The sequence below is a fragment of the Streptomyces sp. SP17BM10 genome (assembly GCF_036322405.1).
Classification (GTDB): Bacteria; Actinomycetota; Actinomycetes; order Streptomycetales; family Streptomycetaceae; genus Kitasatospora.
Map to the genome: position 1 here is coordinate 237,516 of NZ_JAQYXB010000684.1, position 17,448 is coordinate 254,963.

Consider the following 17,448-nt stretch of genomic DNA (forward strand, 5'->3'; position numbering starts at 1 on the left):
AGTAGCACGCATCGGACATGAGGCGCCCGTAGAGTCGGTGCCATGACGCAGCCTGCCCACCCCGCGGAAGAGCAGCCCGGCGACGGCGACCGCCGCGACGGTTCGCACCCCCTCGGCCTGTTGCCCGGCCGGCGCGGCGGGCTGAGCGGCGCGGAGGTGGCCGAGCGGGTCGCGCGCGGACAGGTCAACGACGTCCCGGTGCGCTCCAGCCGCTCCGCGAAGGAGATCGTCCGGGCCAACGTCTTCACCCGGTTCAACGCGATCATCGGCGTGATGTTCGGGATCATCCTGGTCGTCGGCCCGATCCAGGACGGGTTGTTCGGCCTGGTCATCGTCGCCAACACGGCGATCGGCATCATCCAGGAGCTGCGCGCCAAGAAGACCCTGGACAGCCTGGCCCTGATCGGCGAGGCCCGCCCGCAGGTGCGCCGGGACGGCACCGTCCAGCAGATCGGCGTCGGCGAGATCGTGCTCGACGACACCGTGCTACTCGGCATCGGCGACAAGGTGATCGTCGACGGCGAGGTCACCGAGGCGGACGGCCTGGAGATCGACGAGTCGCTGCTCACCGGCGAGCCCGACCCCGTCCTCAAGCAGCCCGGCGACCAGGTGATGTCCGGCAGCTTCGTGGTGGCCGGCGCGGGCGCGTTCACCGCGACGAAGGTCGGGCGCGAGGCCTACGCCGCGCAACTGGCCGAGGAGGCCAGCCGGTTCACCCTGGTGAAGTCGGAGCTGCGCACCGGCATCGACAGCATCCTGCGGTTCATCACCTACCTGCTGATCCCGACCGCGATCGGCCTGGTCATCAGCCAGCTGGCCGTCGAGGGCCGGGACTGGCGCGAGGCGGTGCGCCGCATGGTGGCCGGCATCGTGCCGATGGTCCCGGAGGGGCTGGTGCTGCTCACCTCGGTCGCCTTCGCGATCGGCGTGATCCGGCTCGGGCGCAAGCAGTGCCTGGTGCAGGAGCTACCGGCGATCGAGGGGCTGGCCCGGGTCGACACGGTGTGCCTGGACAAGACCGGCACGCTCACCGAGGGCGGCATGGACGTCATCGACCTGCGCGTGATCTGCGACGGCGTGCCCGGCGCGGTCGGGCCACGGACGATCGAGCACGCGCTCGGCGTGATGGCCGGGGCCGACGCCCGGCCGAACCCGTCCATGCAGGCCGTCATCGCGGCCTACGGGGACGGCTCCCGGGCCGGAACGGGAAGCGCCGCCGGCGCGAACGGCTGGCGCGTGATCGAGGCCATGCCGTTCTCCTCCGCCCGCAAGTGGAGCGGCGTGCAGTTGCTGGAGCCGCAGGGCGGCGAGGCCACCTGGCTGCTCGGCGCCCCCGACGTCCTGCTGCCCGCCGGCCACCCGGCGCTCGCCGAGGTGGACGAGCTGGGCGCCAAGGGCCTGCGGGTGCTGCTGATCGGCCGCAATCCGGTGCCGCTGGACTCCCCCGACCCCGCCGAGGGCCTCACACCGCTCGCCCTGGTGGTGCTGCAACAGCGGCTGCGCGACGACGCGGCGGCCACGCTGCGGTACTTCGAGGGCCAGGAGGTCCGGGCGAAGGTGATCTCCGGCGACGCGGCGGTCTCGGTCGGCGCGGTCGCCGCCCACCTCGGCCTTCCGGGCGCGGACCACCCGCTGGACGCCCGCACGCTGCCGACCGAGCCGGGGCCCCTCGCGGACGCCGCCGAGCGGACGAGCGTGTTCGGCCGCGTCACCCCGCAGCAGAAGCGCGAGCTGGTCGGCGCGCTGCAGTCGCGCGGGCACACCGTGGCGATGACGGGCGACGGCGTCAACGACGTGCTCGCGCTCAAGGACGCGGACATCGGCGTGGCGATGGGCACCGGCAGCGACGCGACCAAGGCGGTCGCCCAGATCGTGCTGCTGAACGACTCCTTCGCGACGCTCCCCTCGGTGGTGGCCGAGGGCCGCCGGGTGATCGGCAACATCGAGCGCGTCGCCGGTCTGTTCCTGGTCAAGACCGTCTACTCGGTCCTCCTGGCCCTGCTGGTGATCTTCACCCACTCGCCGTACCCGTTCCTGCCGCGGCACTCGACCGTGCTGTCCACGCTCACCATCGGCGTGCCGGCCTTCTTCCTCGCGCTCGCCCCCAACAACGAGCGCGCCCGCACCGGCTTCGTCAAACGCGTGCTGCGGCTGGCGATCCCGGCCGGCGTCATCGCGGGCACCGGGACGTTCGTGTCCTATGCGCTGGCCAGGGCGAACCACGCGACGGACCTCAAGGCCGACACCAGCGTGGCCACGCTGACGCTGTTCCTGATCGCCATCTGGGTGCTCGCCATCGTCGCCCGCCCGTACAACTGGTGGCGCCTGCTGCTGATCGGCACGATGGGCGGCGCGTTCTCGCTGGTCCTGCTGGTGCCGTGGCTGTCCGACTTCTTCCAGCTCCGCCTGGTGGGCATCCGCGACCCGTGGACGGGCGTCGGCATCGCGGTGATCTGCTGCGTGGTCCTGGAGCTCACCTGGCGCTTCATGAAGCGCCGCGGCTACGAGTGACGCGACGGCCGCACCCGGCCCGACAGGCCCCTGCCTCCGCTCTTCGCCCCACGTGCCCACCCCTCGCCGGCGCGCCCCACTGGCAGAGCACGGCCCCGACACGCGATGCGCCCCCGCCTCCGCCCCACCGCCCCCTACCCCCTCTCCAGCGCGCCCCACTGGCAGACCACGGCCCCGACACGCGATGATGCCCTCGAGAGGGGGTGCCGTGTTGGCGCGCAGGGGTGGGGAGTTGGAGGCGTTCATCGCCTTCCTGGGCGGGCTGCTGGCGGTCACGCCGCCGGCCGTGGCGTTGACGGTCCTGCACGCGCTGCCGAGGTCCGAGCCGTCACTGCGGGCCGCCGGGATGCTGACGCTCGGTGTGATCTGGCTGACCGTCACCGTCACCCTCTACCTGCGGCTGCGGGCCCGCCCCGGCGGACGGACCCGCTGACCCCGGGCGACGCACCCAGCCGGCTCAGCCCTGCTCAGCCTCGCTCAGCCCTGCTCAGCCCTCGAAGTCCCGTGCCGCGGAGAGCTCGTAGGCCCGGTCCGGCTCGCTGAGCGCGGCCAGCACCTCGAACCGCCGGTGCCACTGCCCGACCGACCAGGCCAGTCCGGCCGCCAGCCCCTCGGGGGTGGCCGCGTGCAGCAGGCCCGGCACCGGCGGCACCTCGAACTCGTCGTCCTCGTCGGCGGCTTCGGCCGCGTCCGGATCGTACGGCGGCTCGGGCGCGTCCGCCTCGCGGTCGAGGCGCCAGTCCACCGCGGCCTCGTGGCCGTCCGGGCCGACGACGAGCAGCTCCTCGTGCTCCTCGTACACCACCGGGCAGCCGGGCAGCAGTTCCCGCACCACGGCCGGCACCCGGTGCAGCACGCCCTCGGAGAGCACGCGCCCGCCCGCCACCTCGCTGGCCAGCGACACGTGCAGGCGCTCGGCGAGGTCCGCGGCGAGCGCCGGGGCGACCGGCAGCAGCGGGTGGGAGTGCAGCAGCTGGACGAGGTCGGGGGCGTCCGCGACGACCGCCTCGGTCGCGTCGACGACCACCGTGTGCGCCGGACGGCGGCCGGTCTCCGGGTCCAGCGGCGGCAACGCCCGTACGACGTCCAGGGCTTCGATCCGCTCGGCGTCGACCCGCGCCAGCGCGCTGTGGATGCCGTGCAGCTGGCGGTGGCCCACCTCGGCCTCCGGGTCGGTGAGCCGGTCCAGGACCTCGTCCGGCCCGTGCGGCTCGGCGAGCAGCGCGGCGAGCGTCGTCCGCACGCCCAGGGCGTGCAGGAACTGCTCGTCCAGCGTGGTGCGGGCCTCGTCGTACAGGCCGCGCAGCAGAGGGTCCGCCCCGGCGGCGCGCAGGCCGGCGGGCTCGCGGCCGTCCAGCACGGGGTGGTCACGCAGCCACCACGCGGTGTACGGCGGCAGGTCGGCGTAGGAGCCGTCCGGCAGCAGGGTGCGGACGGGGTTGACGACGGCGTCCCGGTACGGCGGGCGGGCGAGCGCGGCGAGTGCCTCGGGCCAGGCGTCGTCGTCGATCAGGTCGAGGTCGCGGACGGCCAGCAGCTCGGCGGCCACCGGGGGCACGCCCACGGTGTCGCCGTCGTCGGCGTGCAGGGCGTCGAGCGCGTCCTCGGCCCAGTCGGCGAGGCCGTCCGGCGCCTCGTCGAGCAGGCCGGTGGGGTGGCCGCCGGCCGCGCGGTCGGCGGGGGCGGTCGGGTCGAGGCGCTCCAGGTCGTCCGGGTCGAGCACGACGTCCTCGGCCCGGACGAGGACGAAGTCGGCCAGCACGCCGACCGCGCCGAGCACCTCGGGGCCCCAGCGCTCCAGCAGGTCGTCGTCCACCCAGCCGGCGTCCTCCTCGCGCGCGAGCGCCGCGAACGGGCTGCCGGGCAGCACGAGTTCGCCGGCCCGAGCGGGCTCGCCCTCGTCGTCGAGCAGCGCCAGCCGGGCCAGCCACGGGTGCTCGCCGACGGCCGGGGCGGCGGCCCGGACCAGCGCGAGGACGGCGTCGGCCAGTTCGAGGGCGGCGTCGAGGTCGTCCTCGGCCACCTCGAAGGAGCGGGCGACAGCGGCCCGCACCTCGGGCGTGTCGAGCACGCCGGCCGGCGTCGCGGTGCCCGCGCCCAGCTTGGCCAGCAGCGGGTGCGACGCCTCCGGGTGGGCGAGCCGCAGGTCGAGCGCGGCGAGCGCCCCGGCCAACGACTCGGGATAGCCGGGGAAGGCCGCCCAGTCGGCGGCGTCGGAGGGCAGCAGGACGCGCCGCGGCCCGGTGACCGTCCGGCCGTCGGCGAGCGGGACGGGCAGCGCACCGAGCGCCTCCGGGTCGGCCGCGCCGAGCGCCGCGTACAGGTTGCGCCACCAGGCCGGCTCGCGGTCCAGGCCGCCGAGCTGGTCGACCACGTCGGCCAGCGGCACCCGGCGCACGTTCAGCACGCGCAGCTCGCTGCGGCGCTCCAGGCCGGCCGGCAGCAACCCGGGGAAGATCGGCGCCAGCGCCTCGACCACCGAGCCGTCCGCGCCCTCCAGCAGCGTCGCGTCCCGGGGCCGCAGCGCGGGCGTGCCCTCCTCGACCGGCGCCGGGTGCGGCAGGAACGGCGTGCCGGGCAGCCGCTGGAGGATCGCCGCGCGCAGTTCGTTGTCCAGCGCGCCGTCGCCGAGCGGGCCGGGCACCAGGCCGAGCGAGCCGAGGTCGCCGCCGCGGGCGCGCAGGAGGTCGGCGTAGCTGTCGGCGGCGCGCTCGGTCAGGAACGCGGCGAGCGGGCCCGGGGCGACGTGCCGGCGGGTGGAGTCCAGCGGGTACGAGGCGATCAGCAGCGCGGGCAGGCCGACCGGCTCGTCGCTCGGCGTCGGCGCGTGCAGGACGGGCAGGACGCCGGGCAGCTGCGGCGTGCCGTCCTCGGCCACCGGGACGGCCCAGGTGACCGTCCAGTACGGGCGGGCGCGCTCCTCGGTGGGCCGGTCGACGAGCAGTTCGGGGTCGAGGCGGCCGGAGGCGCCGACGGTCTGCCACAGCGTCTGCCGGGGGCGGCCGCCCTCGTCGTCCGTGACGATCACCTCGGTGACGCCGTCGGGGCGCTGCTCGGAGGCCGTGCGGGTGAGCGTGCGGGTGCCGTCCGGGGACTCCACGACGATCTCGGCGAGGCCGGGGAGGGTGAGCAGCAGCGCGTCGTCGACGGCGAGCAGCAGGCGGCGCGTCAGGTCCTCGGCGGCGGCGTCGCGCAGCGGCAGCACGACCACCGTGTCGTAGCCCTCGGGCGCCGGGCCCTCGGCCGCGAACGGCAGCCGCAGCAGCGGCACGTGGCCGTCGCGGCGGCGCAGCTCGTCGGCCAGCGAGGGCTGCGCCTCGGCGAGCGCGCGGGCCTCGCCGAGCGACCAGCGCACCCCGCCAGCGGCGCCGAGCACGGCGGGCTCGTCGGTGACGGCGAGGACGGCGGCGAAGCCGACGCCGAACCGGCCGACGCTGGGCGCCTCGCCGCGCTTGGAGGAGGCGCGCAGGGTGGACAGCGACTCGACGGCGGCGGCGTCGAGCGGGGCACCGGTGTTGGCGGCGGCGAGGACGCCGTCGGCGAGGGTCAGCCGCAGCCGGCCGGGCCCGCGCCCGGCGCGGACGGCGGCGTCGGCCGCGTTCTGCGCCAACTCGACGACCAGCCGGTCGCGGTAGCCGCCGAGGGCGAGCTCCTCCTCGGCGTTGGCGTCCTCCCGGAACCGGGCCGGCGAGGCGGCCCAGGCCTCCAGCACGCGCCGGCGCAGCACAGCGCTCCCGAAGGGGTCCGCGAGGTGCTCGTCCGTGCCGCTGCCGATGATCCGAGGTTCCACTGGACCTGCCGCCTTCCGCCGCCCTGTACGTCGTAGGGCATTCTTCCCTGCCCCACCGACTGCTCCCGACCACGGCCCGCGCCGCCCCCGCCGACGGACGCGGGACTCGGCCGGGCGCCGCCGGTCCCGACCTCCCGCCCAACCCCGCGGACGCCCCGATCGCCGGCCCCGGAACCCGCCCCGAAAACACCCTGGCCCGCCCCACCGGTGTGGCGGGACGGGCCGGGGCCGAACGCGTCAGGAGTGGCCGAGCTCCTCGGCCGGGGCGTCCGGCTCGACGGAGCCGGAGGAGCGGTCCGGGTGGAGCTGCAGCGGCTCGACCACCAACTCGTCCAGGATCAGCTCGGACGGCGCCGGCGGAGCCGGGATCACGGCCGCCTCGGAGTGCCCGCCGCAGCCGTACGCGAAGGAGACGATCTGCCCGTCGGCCGGTCCGAACTCGTTGCCGCACACGCCGAAGGCCTGCCCGAGCGAGCCGCCGATCGGGATCAGGAAGCCGCAGCTGTTGCACGACGCGGGCGCGGCCTGCGCCATCGGCGTCTGCGGGCCGTGGGCCTTCTCCCAGCGGTCGGCGGCCAGGTGCAGGCCGAGCCGCGAGAGCACGCGGCTGCGGCCCATGCCGAGTTCCGCGGCGACGGCGTTGATCTGCGCGCGGGCCGGGGCGGGCTGGACGCCGTTGTCGCTGAGCACGACGTCCTCCTCGGCGGCCTGGGCCACCGCGGAGTTCGGCGCGGGTTCGTCCTCGCCGGTCCAGCCGGGCTCCAGGCGCAGGTCGTCGGCGTCGGTGGGCAGCAGGTCGCCGGGGCCCATGTCGCCGGGGCGCAGGCGCTGGCTCCACGGCACCCATTGGGGGGCGAGGACGGCGTCGGGGCCGGGCAGCAGGACGACCTCGTCCAGGGTGACGTTCTTGGCGCGCGGGGCGCGGGCGACCGTGACCGCCCAGTGCCAGCCGCGGTAGGCCGCGTCGAGGCACTCGAAGCTGTGGGTCACGACACGTTCGGCGTCCGCCTGGACTCCGAGGTGCGTCCCCACGGTCTCCGCTCCGACCGCCTCCTCGGCGGCCTGGCGGGCGAGTTCGACGGCCTCGGCACACAGCCGATCGGGGGTACGGCTTCGCATCGCAGCACTCACGGCGTCGATTCTCTCCCAGTTCATCTGTCGCCCACGGCGTGTTGCCTGTTCGTCGCGGCTCGGTGTACCTCATCCATTCTGCGCGACCAGGGGCCGCCGCGGGTACCGACCGCGCCGCTCGTCCGGGCCTGCCGGCGCCGTGGAGCTTGGGCGGGCGGACCCTGGGCAGGCTACCCGTCGGTCGGCGCCCCGGCACAGTCCGGGGCTCCGACGGACCGCCGGGGGCCGCGCCGAGCGACGCGGGATCCCGCGTCGCATCAGCGAATCTGGGGCAGGATGGCCTTGTGGCGGACGAGAACCCGTCGCAGCACGCACTGCGCGCCTCGCAGGCCGGCGGCCCGGACGAGGCGAACGCGGTGCCGCGACAGCAGCCCCCGGTCCACCCTGCGGGCGAACCGCAGCCGGCGGACGGCTCCGGGACGTCCGCACCCGTGCGGGTCGACCTCACGAAGCAGGACGGCGCCCCGGTCACGGGACATCCGGAAGAGAACCCCGACGAGGAGTTCCCCGGCCCCCACCGCAACTTCCTCCTCCGCACCGCCTCCGCCGCCGGTGTCCGCACCGGCAAGGTCGTGCACGGCACCGGCCGCCGGATCCGCCGGGCCACATCGGCCGAGGGCGCGGGCGAGTCGGGCCTCGCGAAGCTGATCGAGCTGCACGCGCTGAACTCCTTCGGCGACATGCTGATCACCATCGCCCTGGCCTCGACGATCTTCTTCTCCGTCCCGACCGGCGAGGCCCGCGGCCGGGTGGCGCTCTACCTGCTGATCACGATGGCCCCGTTCGCCGTGCTGGCCCCCGTGATCGGCCCGCTGCTGGACCGCCTGCCGCACGGCCGCCGCGCCGCCATGGCGATGTCGATGCTGGCGCGCGCCGTCCTCGCCTGGACGATGGCCGGGGTGATCGCGGGCGGCGGCATCGCGCTGTACCCGGAGGCGCTCGGCGTGCTGGTGGCGTCCAAGGCGTACGGCGTGGTGCGCAGCGTCGTGGTGCCCCGGCTGCTGCCGCACCGGCTGTCCCTGGTGAAGGCGAACTCCCGGGTCACCCTGGCCGGCCTGCTGGCCACCGGCGTGGCCGCCGCGGTGGGCGGGCTGCTGCACCTGATCGGGCCCGGCTGGCCGCTGCGCGGGGCGTTCCTGGTGTTCGTGATCGGCACCCTGATGGCCTTCCACCTGCCGCACACGGTCGACTCGGCGAAGGGCGAGCAGCGGGCCGTGCTGCACGCCGAGGTGCACACCGAGGGCTCGCACCTGATCCACCACAAGCCGCCGGTCAAGACCTCGCTGCGCACGGTCGGCCCGTCGGTGGTGCTGGCGCTGCGGGCGATGGCGGCGATGAAGTGGCTGGTCGGCTTCCTGGTGATGTTCCTGGCGTTCCTGCTGCGCGAAGAGCCGATCGGCGGCCTGCAGCCGACGCTGGCGCTGGGGCTGGTCGCCCTGGCGGCGGGCACGGGCAACGCGCTCGGTTCCGTCCTGGGGTCGTGGCTGCGCACGCGCGGCCCGGAGGCGACGGTCACCGCGATGCTGCTGCTCGCGACCTGCGCGACGGCGGCCTCGGCCCTCTGGTACGGCGCCGTGACGGTGATCATGATCGCCGGGACGGCCGGTCTGGCTGCCTCGCTCGGCAAGCTGGCGCTGGACGCGCTGATCCAGCGGGACGTCCCGGAGGCGGTCCGGACCTCGGCGTTCGCCCGTTCGGAGACGCTGATGCAGCTGTCCTGGGTGGCCGGCGGCGCGGTCGGCATCCTGCTGCCGCTCAACGGCGAGCTGGGGCTCTCGGTGGCCGCCGCGGTGGTCGGCCTGGTGCTGCTGTGGACGATCCGTTCGCTGTTCCGGGTGGGCCTGCGCCGGCACCCGACGGCGCCCCGGGTCGCCTGACCGGGGAGGCGGCAACACGCGGTTGCCGACCCCCGCGTAGCGTGATCGGCGAAGCCCGGTAGATTCTGACCCATGAGCCTCGATACCCGTGTCATCGCCGCCCTCGGCGCCGTCGTCGTGATCGGCGCCGGCACGGTCGGCGGGTCCATCGCCTACGCGTCCGGCCAGACCGCGCACAACAGCCACCGCGCCACCCTGACCGTGGGCGACTCCTCGATCGCCGCGGACCCGCTGTGCTGGAACGACGGCAACCCGCTGACCGAGGACGACCAGCAGAAGTGCCAGGAGACGGCCACCCAGGCCCTCAAGGACGGCACCCTCCCGACCTCGGACGTCGTCGTCAGCGACAAGGTCGGCGTCGGCGTGTCGCCGAACGTGGCCGACCGGGGCTGGTGGGCCTTCACCAACGGCGGTTCGCAGGCCCAGGGCGGGCGCTTCAGCCTGTTCTCCTACGCCAAGAACGCGACCTACTCGGGCTCGCAGTCGGCGAGCACGCTGCTGAACGCCTCGGGCAAGACGCTGGTGACCGTGGTCGAGGGCGACAAGAACTCGGACAACCCGACCGCCGTCTGGTACTTCCAGCTGAACACCCAGGACAACTGACGGTCCTGCGATGACCGCGCACGCCGTCGCCGACGGGCGGAACGAGCGGTCGGGCCCCGGGCGGGCCCGGCTGCTCGTCGTCGTCGCGGTGCCCGTCGAGGCCGAGGCGGTCCTGCGCGGCCTGCCGGGCGGGGAGCACGCACTGCGGCTGCCGCTGCCAGGCGGGGAACTGCACCGCGCCGGGGCCGTGGACGTCCTGGCGGGCGGGGTCGGTCCGGCCGCCGCTGCGGCCGGTGCCGCTTCGGCGCTCTGCGCGGCCCGTTACGGGCTGGTCGCGTCGGCCGGCATCGCGGGCGGGTTCGCCCCGCACGCCCCGGTGGGCGCGACCGTGGTGGCCGACGCGATCGTCGCCGCCGACCTCGGCGCCGAGACCCCCGAGGGCTTCGCCGACGTCACCGAGCTCGGCTTCGGCACCGTCCGGCACACGCCTCCCCCCGCCGCCGTCGCGCTCGCCGCGCGGGCCCTGGGGGCCGTCACCGGGCCCGTCCTGACCGTCTCCACCGTCACCGGCAGCGCCGGGCGGGCCGCCGCCCTGACCGCCCGCCACCCGGGCGCCGCGGCCGAGGCGATGGAGGGCTTCGGCGTGGCCGAGGCCGCCGCCCGGTTCGGCGTGCCGGCCTTCGAGCTTCGGACGGTCTCCAACCCGGTGGGCCCGCGCGACCGTTCCGCCTGGCGCATCGGCGACGCCCTGGCCGCCCTGGAGCGGGCCTTCGCCGCGCTGCCCGTCCCCGCACTCATCGAGACCCTCGCCGAGGAGGCCGGCCGTGGCTGAACGGCTCAGCATCGCGTACTCGCCCTGCCCGAACGACACCTTCGTCTTCCACGCCTGGGCGCACGGCCTGGTGGCCGGCGCGGACGCCCCCGAGGTGACGTTCGCGGACATCGACATCACGAACGGGCTGGCCGAGCGCGGCGAACTGGACGTCCTGAAGATCAGCTACGGCGCCCTGCCGTGGGTCCTCGACGAGTACACGCTGCTGCCCTGCGGCGGCGCGCTCGGCCGCGGCTGCGGGCCGCTGGTGCTCACCCGGCCGGGCGTGTCGGCCCCCGGGGACCTCACCGGGAAGACCGTGGCGGTGCCGTCCGAGCGGTCCACCGCCTACCTGCTGTTCCGGCTCTGGGCCGCGAAGGCCGTGCCGGGGGGCTTCGGCGAGATCGTCGTCCTGCCGTTCCACGAGATCATGCCCGCCGTCCGGGACGGCCGGGTGGACGCCGGCCTCGTGATCCACGAGGCGCGGTTCACCTACCAGCGGTACGGGCTGCACAGCCTCGCCGACATGGGCGAGGCCTGGGAGCGGGAGACCGGCCTGCCGATCCCGCTCGGCGCGATCGTCGCCAAGCGCTCGCTGGGCGCCGAGCGGCTTCGCACGCTCACCGACGCGATCCGCGCGTCCGTCCGGCAGGCCTGGGCGGACCCGGCGGCCAGCCGGGAGTACGTGCTCGCGCACGCCCAGGAGATGGACCCGGCCGTCGCCGACCAGCACATCGGGCTGTACGTGAACGAGTTCACCGCGGACCTCGGCGAGGAGGGCTACGCGGCCGTCCGCGCGCTGCTCACCCGGGCCGCCGCGGAGGGGCTGGTGCCCCCGCTCGACCCGGGTGCGCTCGCGTTCTGACGCCCCTCGGGGGCCTGCTCAGAGGTCGAACTGGTCGGCCACCGCGCGCAGCAGGGCGGCCAGCTTCTGGCCGGTCGGCTTCGCCGGGTAACGGCCGTGCTGGAGGCCCGGGAGCACCGCGTCCAGCGTGGTGATCAGGTCCTGGACGATGGGCGCCATGTCGTCGGCGCTGCGGCGCTGGGCGGCGGCCACCGAGGGCAGCGCCTCCAGCAGCTGGACGGCCATCGCCTGGTCGCCGCGGTGGCCCGCGACCACGCCGAACTCGACCCGCTGGCCCGGCTTCAGACTCGTGACACCGGTGGGCAGCGCCTTGGTGTGGACGAAGACGTCGCCGCCGTCGTCGCGCGACAGGAAGCCGAAGCCCTTCGTCTCGTTGAACCACTTGACCTGACCGGTGGGCATCTCGAACAGTCCTCGAATGGGTGTGAGGGATCCCGGCCCTGGCCGGGGATCACTGGGTGGTGGAAAGCGCGGGCCGACCTGGGCTCGGCGCCCGTGGGCGCTCATTGGTCAGCACACTGCCAGGAGCAGACTAACGGTCCGTCACTGCCTCATCCGCGTTCCGCGGACGTTCCGCGGTCCGGCGCTGGGGCACCCGGGCCCGCGGGGCTCTCGCGATCACGGGAGAGCCGGTACTGGTGCGCCCTGGGCGCGGCTCAGCGCTGTCCATGCGGCTCACACCTCCGGCTCCGGGAGAGTCGGGGCGCGCCACTCGCGCCCCTGGGCAACCCGTGCATACCCCCGCTCAGCAGGGATCGAAACTCCCAGCTCCCGGGAAACTGCGCAACGTGACCGAAGCGCTCGCCTCCGAAGCGGTGCGGCGGGAGGCGGGCCGGGAGCACCCCGGCCGGCTCTGCCAGACTGGAGTGCCCCGGCGCGTCCCCCCGCGCCCGGAACGCCGCCGGACACCCGGGGCGCACCCGAAGGCACCCCCGAGCACCCCCGAGCACCTCCCGAGGAGCGAGCAGAAGTGAGCAGCCAGAGCGCCGACCGCGGCGACGCCTACGTCCGGGCCGGAGCGATCGTCTTCGGCGTGGGCGCGCTCGCCACCCTGGTCACCTTCGTCCCGCTGTTCCTGCACCTCACGCCGCTGCCGACGGCCGCGTACTGGCTGAGCATGCTGATGCCGGCGGGCTTCCTGCTCGCGCTGGTCGGGCTGTTCGTGAACGCCCGCGCCCAGAAGCGCCGCGCGGCCCCACGGGCGTGACGCCGCCCGAACCGGCGGGGCCTACGCGCCCAGGTGCCCGGCGAGCCAGGCCGGGAACCCGGTGAGGTCGGCGAGCACCACGTCCGCGCCGGCCGCCCGCAGCTCGTCCACGCCGTACGGCCCGGTGGCCACGCCCACCGCGACGGCGTCCGCGCGGCGCGCCCCGACGATGTCCCCGAGGTGGTCGCCGACGTAGACCGTCGCGCCGTGCTCGCGCAGCGCGTCGCCCTTGGTCTCCGCCCAGAGGTCGCCGACCAGCGCGTCCGCGTGCAGCCCGGCGTGCTCCAGGTGGAGGCGGGCGTTCGGCTCGTACTTGCCGGTGATCACGGCGACCCGGCCGCCGTGCGCGCGGACGGCCTCGACGGCCGCGTGCGCGCCGGGCAGGGCGACGGTCGGGGCGAAGGCGTGGTCCCGGTAGAGCTCGCGGTAGCGGGCGGCGGCGCGCTCGACCTCGTCCTCGGGGAACCAGTTGCGGATCTCGTGCACCAGCGGCGGGCCGAGCCGGGTGACGGCGAGGTCGGCGTCGATGGGGGTGCCGGTCTCGGCCGACAGCGCCAGGTACGTGGCGCGGATCCCCGGCCGGGTGTCCAGCAGCGTCATGTCGAGGTCGAAGCCGACGGTGAGCGGGGTGGCGGAAGTCGCGGGCATGGCGCCAGGCTATCCAACGGCCGGTGCGGGAAGGAGGCGATCAGCCCGGGCTCCGCGACGGAGCTCAGGTTTACCCGAGTTGTCTTCGGAAGGGGGCTCATGACCGACACCTCCCCGCCGCCCGGCCGGCGCCGGACCTCCCGCCGCCGGATACCGTGGCTCGCCGCCGCGCTGGCCGTCCTGGTCGGCGCGGTGCTGCTGAGCCTGTCGGTCGGCAGCCGCACGATCCCCTTCTCCGAGACGCTCGACGCCCTGCTGCACGGCGGCGACACCGCCGACGCCGTCGTCGTCCGCGAGCTGCGGGTGCCGCGCACGGTCGTCGGCGTCGCCGTCGGCGCGGCGCTCGGCCTCGCCGGGGCCGTCATGCAGGGCCTCACCCGCAACCCGATCGCCGACCCGGGCATCCTCGGCGTCTCCCAGGGCGCGGCGGCCGGCGTGGTCGTCGCGATCTCCGGCTTCGGGATCTCGACGCTGACCGGGTACGTCTGGTTCGGCTTCGCGGGCGCGGTGATCGCCACCGTGCTCGTGTACGGCCTGGCCGGGCGCGGGCGCGGCGGCGCGACGCCGATCAAGCTGGCGCTGGCCGGTGCGGCGATGTCCGCGTTCATCGCGTCGCTGAACACGCTGGTGCTCACGACGGACGCGGCGACGATGGACCGGTTCCGGTTCTGGCACGTCGGCTCGCTGTCCGGGCGGACCTCCGACGTGGCCTGGCAGCTGCTGCCGTTCCTGCTGGTCGGGGCGGTGCTCGTGGTCGCGGTGGCGCGCGGACTGGACGCGCTCGCGCTCGGCGACGACACCGCGAAGGGGCTCGGCGCGAAGACCGGCCTCGTCCGGGCGGTGGGCGCCCTCGGGGCCACCGTGCTGACCGGCTCCGCGGTCGCGGCGGCGGGCCCGGTCGCGTTCGTGGGCCTGGCCGTCCCGCACGCGGCGCGGGCCGTCGCGGGGGCGGACAACCGGTGGGTGCTCGCGTTCTCCGCCGTCCTCGGCCCGGCGCTGCTGCTCCTCGCGGACACCCTCGGGCGGGTGCTGTTCCCGCCGTCGGAGGTGCCGGCCGGGGTGATGACGGCGCTGGTGGGCGTCCCGGTGCTGGTCGCGCTGGTACGGCGGCGGAGGGTGGTGGCGGCGTGACGGGCTCCGTGTCCCCACGGGGCTACACCGTCGTGCGGGCCGGGCGGGCGTCGTTCCTGCTGCACCGGCGCTCGGCCTTCGTCGCGCTCGGGCTGCTGGCCGCGCTGGCCGGCACGGCGATCGCCTCGCTCTGTCTCGGCGAGTCCACCGTGTCGCCGGCCGACGTCGTCGAGGTCGTGCTCGGGAGACCGAACCCGAACGAGCTGGTGGTCGGCGAGTTCCGGCTGCCCCGCATCGTGGTCGGCCTGCTGGTCGGCATCGCGCTCGGCTTGGCCGGGGCGCTCGTCCAGACCGTCGCCCGCAACCCGCTCGCCAGCCCCGACGTCGTCGGCGTCACGTGGGGCGCCACCGCGACCGTCGTCGGCCTCACGGCGTACGGCGTCGTCGGCTCCACCGGCCAGGCCCCGTACGCGGCCGTCCTCGGCGGGCTGGTCGCCGGGCTGCTCGTCCACGCCCTCGCCTGGCGGCGTGGGCTGCACGCGCAGCGCTTCGTCCTCGTCGGCATCGGGATCAGCGTCGCGCTGTCCTCGCTGACCTCCGTCTTCCTCACCAAGGGCGACGGCTTCCAGGCGCAGGCCGCCGAGGTGTGGATGACGGGCAGCCTCAACGGCTCCGGCTACGACCAGGCCGGCCGACTCGCCCGGGTGCTGCTCGCCGCCGTGCCCGTCGCCCTGTGGGCGGCGCGGGCGCAGCGCTCGATCTCCTTCGACGACGCCACCGCCGTCGGCCTCGGCCTGCGGCTGGACCGGATCCGACTCGGCATGGCGCTGCTCGGCATCGTCCTCGCCTCGTGCGCGGCGGGCGCGGCCGGCCCGGTGGACTTCGTCGCCCTGATGGCCCCGCAGATCGCTTTGCGGCTCGCCCGTTCCGCGCAGATCCCGCTGCTCTGCTCGGCGCTGACCGGCGCCCTGGTCGTCGTCCTGGCCGACCTGATCGCCCGCCGCCTGCTCGCCCCGACCGAGCTGCCGGTGGGCGTCGTGACCGGCTTGGTCGGCGCGCCCTACCTGATGTGGCTGCTCATCCGTTCCCGCCGTGGAGGTGCCTGATGGCCGTACTGGAAGCCCGTGACCTGACCCTGGCCTACGAGGCGCGCACGGTCGTCGAGGGCCTGGAGGTCACGGTGCCGGAGGGCCGGGTCACGGTGATCGTCGGCCCCAACGCGTGCGGCAAGTCCACGCTGCTGCGCGCCCTCGGCCGCCTCCTGAAGCCCACCCGCGGCGCGGTCCTGCTCGACGGCGAGGAGCTGGCGCGCATCCCGACCAAGCGCGTCGCCCGGCGCCTCGGCCTGCTCCCGCAGTCCCCGACCGCCCCCGAGGGCATCTCGGTCGCCGACCTCGTCGCCCGCGGCCGCCAGCCGCACCAGAGCTGGTGGCAGCAGTGGTCCCCGCAGGACGAGGCCGCCGTCGCCGAGGCCCTCGACCGCACCTCCACGGCCGACCTCGCCGAGCGCAGCGTGGACGAACTCTCCGGCGGCCAGCGCCAGCGCGCCTGGATCGCGATGGCCCTCGCCCAGGGCACCGACGTCCTGCTCCTCGACGAGCCGACCACCTACCTCGACATCGCCCACCAGGTCGAGGTCCTGGACCTGGTCCGCCGCCTCAACGCCGAACGCGCCCGCACGGTCGTCGCCGTCCTCCACGACCTCAACCAGGCCGCCCGCTACGCCGACCACCTGATCGCGATGCGCGGGGGCCGCATCGTCGCCCAGGGGCCCCCGGCCGAGGTGGTGACCGCCGACCTGGTCCACGAGGTCTTCGGCCTCGCCGCGGTCGTCGTCCCCGACCCGGTCACCGGCACCCCCCTGGTCGTCCCCGGAGCCCCGTGGACGGCGGCCTGACGACGCGCGGGTCCACGCCACACATCGTGGGAGCAGAGCGGAGCGCTCGGGCATCGGCGGTCAATTCGGACATAATCGGCAGGGCCCGTCTCCCCCGTCGTCCGACCGTCCGAGGAGTGCCGATGCACCGGATCACCCGTCGCGCGCTGCTGGTCGGGCTGGGTGGGGTCGCCCTCGCCGGGTGTACGACGAATCGGGCGGGGGGCTCGGGGACGGACGGGGCGGTGGCGGGCGGGTCGGGTGTGGCGCTGCCTCCGGTGACGGTGAACACCGCGCTCGGGCCGGTCGTGGTGCCGGGCGCGCCATTGCGGGTCATCGCGCTCGACACGGACGTGTTCGACTCGGCGCTCACGCTCGGGATCGCGCCGGTCGGAGCCGCGCGGCCCGCGCTGGACGCGCACTACCCGGAGTACTGGCCGCAGTCCCGGACGGCCGCGATCGCGTACGTCGGCCCGGCCGGGGCGCCCGACCTCGCGACGATCCGTTCGTTGCGGCCGGACCTGATCCTCTCCAACCAGATGCGGGACGGCGACCGCTACGACGCCCTGCGCGAGCTGGCGCCGACCGTGCTCACGCAGACCACCGGCGCCCCCTGGAAGGCCAACTTCCAGCTGCACGCCCAGGCGTTGAGCCGGCAGGCGGCCGCCGCGGCCTTCGTCGGCTCCTACCAGCGGCACGTCTCCCAGGTGACGGCCGCGCTCTCGGACGCCAAGGTGGCCGGGCGGAAGGTGAGCCTCGTCCGGTTCGTCGAGGGCGGCGGGATCCGGCTGTACGGGAAGCAGAGCTTCCCCGGGGTGGTGCTGTCGGACGCGGGTGTCGGGCGGCCGGACGCGCAGAACGTCGACCAGTCCGACTTCGAGATCCCGCTCGACCAGATCGCCAGGGCCGACGGCGACCTGCTGCTCTACGGGACGTACGGCGATCCGGACCGGTCCGGCGCCAACACCGTCCTGGCGAGCTCCGGTTGGCAGGCGCTGGGCGCCGTGAAGGCGCACCGGGCGTTCCCCGTCGACGACCAGCTGTGGTTCGAGGGCATCGGGTACACGGGCGCCAACTACGTGCTGGACGAGCTGCAGCGCTTCCTGGGGGCGTGAACG

15 protein-coding genes are annotated in these 17,448 nt (G+C 75.3%); 11 read left to right on the forward strand and 4 right to left on the reverse strand.

From position 1 onward, the window contains the following. Nucleotides 1–42: 42 nt before the first annotated feature. Both PUR71_RS40185 and PUR71_RS40190 read left to right on the forward strand, forming a co-directional pair. Nucleotides 43–2,511: an HAD-IC family P-type ATPase gene (locus PUR71_RS40185; protein ID WP_329932249.1), complete on the forward strand. Its 2,469-nt coding sequence runs from the start codon at nucleotides 43–45 to the stop codon at nucleotides 2,509–2,511. 208 nt (nucleotides 2,512–2,719) lie between these two features. After that, entirely contained in the window at nucleotides 2,720–2,944 is a 225-nt protein-coding gene (locus PUR71_RS40190) for a hypothetical protein (RefSeq protein WP_329932250.1), read from the forward strand. Between the two features lie 54 nt (nucleotides 2,945–2,998). On the opposite strand, the gene PUR71_RS40195 is transcribed toward PUR71_RS40190, so the two are convergent. Continuing rightward, a complete protein-coding gene (locus tag PUR71_RS40195) occupies nucleotides 2,999–6,301 on the reverse strand; it encodes a sacsin N-terminal ATP-binding-like domain-containing protein (protein WP_329932251.1) in 3,303 nt (1,100 codons plus the stop codon). A 237-nt stretch (nucleotides 6,302–6,538) separates the two neighbouring features. Beyond that, nucleotides 6,539–7,420 carry a DUF3027 domain-containing protein gene (locus PUR71_RS40200; RefSeq protein WP_329932252.1) on the reverse strand — a complete coding sequence of 294 codons (882 nt, stop codon included), beginning with the start codon at nucleotides 7,418–7,420 and terminating at the stop codon, nucleotides 6,539–6,541. A 296-nt stretch (nucleotides 7,421–7,716) separates the two neighbouring features. Here PUR71_RS40200 and PUR71_RS40205 point away from each other — a divergent pair, with 296 nt between their 5' ends. From PUR71_RS40205 to PUR71_RS40220, 4 genes are all read left to right on the forward strand, one after another. Then, on the forward strand, nucleotides 7,717–9,309 hold the full coding sequence (locus PUR71_RS40205; protein WP_443077747.1) for an MFS transporter: 1,593 nt from the start codon (nucleotides 7,717–7,719) through the stop codon (nucleotides 9,307–9,309). 72 nt (nucleotides 9,310–9,381) lie between these two features. Continuing rightward, the gene (locus PUR71_RS40210; RefSeq protein WP_329932253.1) at nucleotides 9,382–9,912 is read left to right on the forward strand and encodes a hypothetical protein; all 531 of its coding nucleotides are present in this window, start codon (nucleotides 9,382–9,384) and stop codon (nucleotides 9,910–9,912) included. Between the two features lie 10 nt (nucleotides 9,913–9,922). After that, on the forward strand, nucleotides 9,923–10,684 hold the full coding sequence (locus PUR71_RS40215; protein ID WP_329932254.1) for a futalosine hydrolase: 762 nt from the start codon (nucleotides 9,923–9,925) through the stop codon (nucleotides 10,682–10,684). Further along, nucleotides 10,677–11,528: a 1,4-dihydroxy-6-naphthoate synthase gene (locus PUR71_RS40220; protein WP_329932255.1), complete on the forward strand. Its 852-nt coding sequence runs from the start codon at nucleotides 10,677–10,679 to the stop codon at nucleotides 11,526–11,528. Before PUR71_RS40215 ends, PUR71_RS40220 begins: the two co-directional genes overlap by 8 nt. 18 nt (nucleotides 11,529–11,546) lie before the next feature. On the opposite strand, the gene PUR71_RS40225 is transcribed toward PUR71_RS40220, so the two are convergent. Further along, nucleotides 11,547–11,930, reverse strand: a complete 384-nt coding sequence (locus PUR71_RS40225; protein ID WP_329932256.1) for a cold-shock protein — start codon at nucleotides 11,928–11,930, stop codon at nucleotides 11,547–11,549. Between the two features lie 568 nt (nucleotides 11,931–12,498). Here PUR71_RS40225 and PUR71_RS40230 point away from each other — a divergent pair. Then, nucleotides 12,499–12,735, forward strand: a complete 237-nt coding sequence (locus PUR71_RS40230) for a hypothetical protein (protein WP_329932257.1) — start codon at nucleotides 12,499–12,501, stop codon at nucleotides 12,733–12,735. Between the two features lie 21 nt (nucleotides 12,736–12,756). On the opposite strand, the gene PUR71_RS40235 is transcribed toward PUR71_RS40230, so the two are convergent. Next, on the reverse strand, nucleotides 12,757–13,383 hold the full coding sequence (locus PUR71_RS40235; protein ID WP_329932258.1) for an HAD family hydrolase: 627 nt from the start codon (nucleotides 13,381–13,383) through the stop codon (nucleotides 12,757–12,759). 99 nt (nucleotides 13,384–13,482) lie between these two features. Between PUR71_RS40235 and PUR71_RS40240 the strand changes: the two genes are divergently transcribed. From PUR71_RS40240 to PUR71_RS40255, 4 genes are all read left to right on the forward strand, one after another. Beyond that, on the forward strand, nucleotides 13,483–14,514 hold the full coding sequence (locus tag PUR71_RS40240) for a FecCD family ABC transporter permease (RefSeq protein WP_329932259.1): 1,032 nt from the start codon (nucleotides 13,483–13,485) through the stop codon (nucleotides 14,512–14,514). Beyond that, nucleotides 14,511–15,560 (forward strand): FecCD family ABC transporter permease, encoded by a 1,050-nt coding sequence (locus tag PUR71_RS40245; protein WP_329932260.1) that lies wholly within the window; start codon nucleotides 14,511–14,513, stop codon nucleotides 15,558–15,560. Before PUR71_RS40240 ends, PUR71_RS40245 begins: the two co-directional genes overlap by 4 nt. Beyond that, a complete protein-coding gene (locus PUR71_RS40250) occupies nucleotides 15,560–16,351 on the forward strand; it encodes an ABC transporter ATP-binding protein (protein ID WP_329932261.1) in 792 nt (263 codons plus the stop codon). Before PUR71_RS40245 ends, PUR71_RS40250 begins: the two co-directional genes overlap by 1 nt. Before the next feature lie 122 nt (nucleotides 16,352–16,473). Further along, nucleotides 16,474–17,445, forward strand: a complete 972-nt coding sequence (locus PUR71_RS40255; protein WP_329932262.1) for an iron-siderophore ABC transporter substrate-binding protein — start codon at nucleotides 16,474–16,476, stop codon at nucleotides 17,443–17,445. Nucleotides 17,446–17,448 lie beyond the last annotated feature (3 nt).

What these genes read in the sequence shown, in the direction of transcription:
- PUR71_RS40185 (WP_329932249.1), top strand. Translation starts at nt 43, where the DNA reads ATGACGCAGCCTGCCCACCCCGCGGAAGAGCAGCCCGGCGACGGCGAC.
- PUR71_RS40200 (WP_329932252.1), bottom strand. Translation starts at nt 7,420, where the DNA reads ATGCGAAGCCGTACCCCCGATCGGCTGTGTGCCGAGGCCGTCGAACTC.
- PUR71_RS40210 (WP_329932253.1), top strand. Translation starts at nt 9,382, where the DNA reads ATGAGCCTCGATACCCGTGTCATCGCCGCCCTCGGCGCCGTCGTCGTG.
- PUR71_RS40215 (WP_329932254.1), top strand. Translation starts at nt 9,923, where the DNA reads ATGACCGCGCACGCCGTCGCCGACGGGCGGAACGAGCGGTCGGGCCCC.
- PUR71_RS40225 (WP_329932256.1), bottom strand. Translation starts at nt 11,930, where the DNA reads ATGCCCACCGGTCAGGTCAAGTGGTTCAACGAGACGAAGGGCTTCGGC.
- PUR71_RS40235 (WP_329932258.1), bottom strand. Translation starts at nt 13,383, where the DNA reads ATGCCCGCGACTTCCGCCACCCCGCTCACCGTCGGCTTCGACCTCGAC.
- PUR71_RS40240 (WP_329932259.1), top strand. Translation starts at nt 13,483, where the DNA reads ATGACCGACACCTCCCCGCCGCCCGGCCGGCGCCGGACCTCCCGCCGC.
- PUR71_RS40250 (WP_329932261.1), top strand. Translation starts at nt 15,560, where the DNA reads ATGGCCGTACTGGAAGCCCGTGACCTGACCCTGGCCTACGAGGCGCGC.
- PUR71_RS40255 (WP_329932262.1), top strand. Translation starts at nt 16,474, where the DNA reads ATGCACCGGATCACCCGTCGCGCGCTGCTGGTCGGGCTGGGTGGGGTC.